Genomic DNA, 260 nt, shown 5'->3' on the forward strand with positions numbered 1-260 from the left:
CTCAAACTTGGATCAGCAGTAATCGTAGTAACTGTTGGGTCATTGGTAGGATCCGAATCTGTACTTCCATCTCCATTTGGTGTCTCAACAGTCTCATCACCTGCATCAGATACATCTGTTACATCATCTGTTCCACTTGGACTATCTCCTGTAGCTGTAGCACTGTTCTCTATAAATCCTGCATCGATATTTGCTTGTGTAATTGTTTGATTTGCTGTTACCGTTACACTAGCACCTGGTGCTAAACTTGCTATCGGACT

The 260-nt window shown here is 42.3% G+C and carries 1 protein-coding gene; it reads right to left on the reverse strand.

Annotated elements, in window-relative coordinates; all coding sequences use genetic code 11:
- Nucleotides 1-260: DUF7507 domain-containing protein (locus tag ACWNT5_RS24330; protein ID WP_456518872.1), on the reverse strand; the 260-nt coding region annotated here is incomplete at both ends.

The organism is Aquimarina sp. 433 (assembly GCF_054054605.1).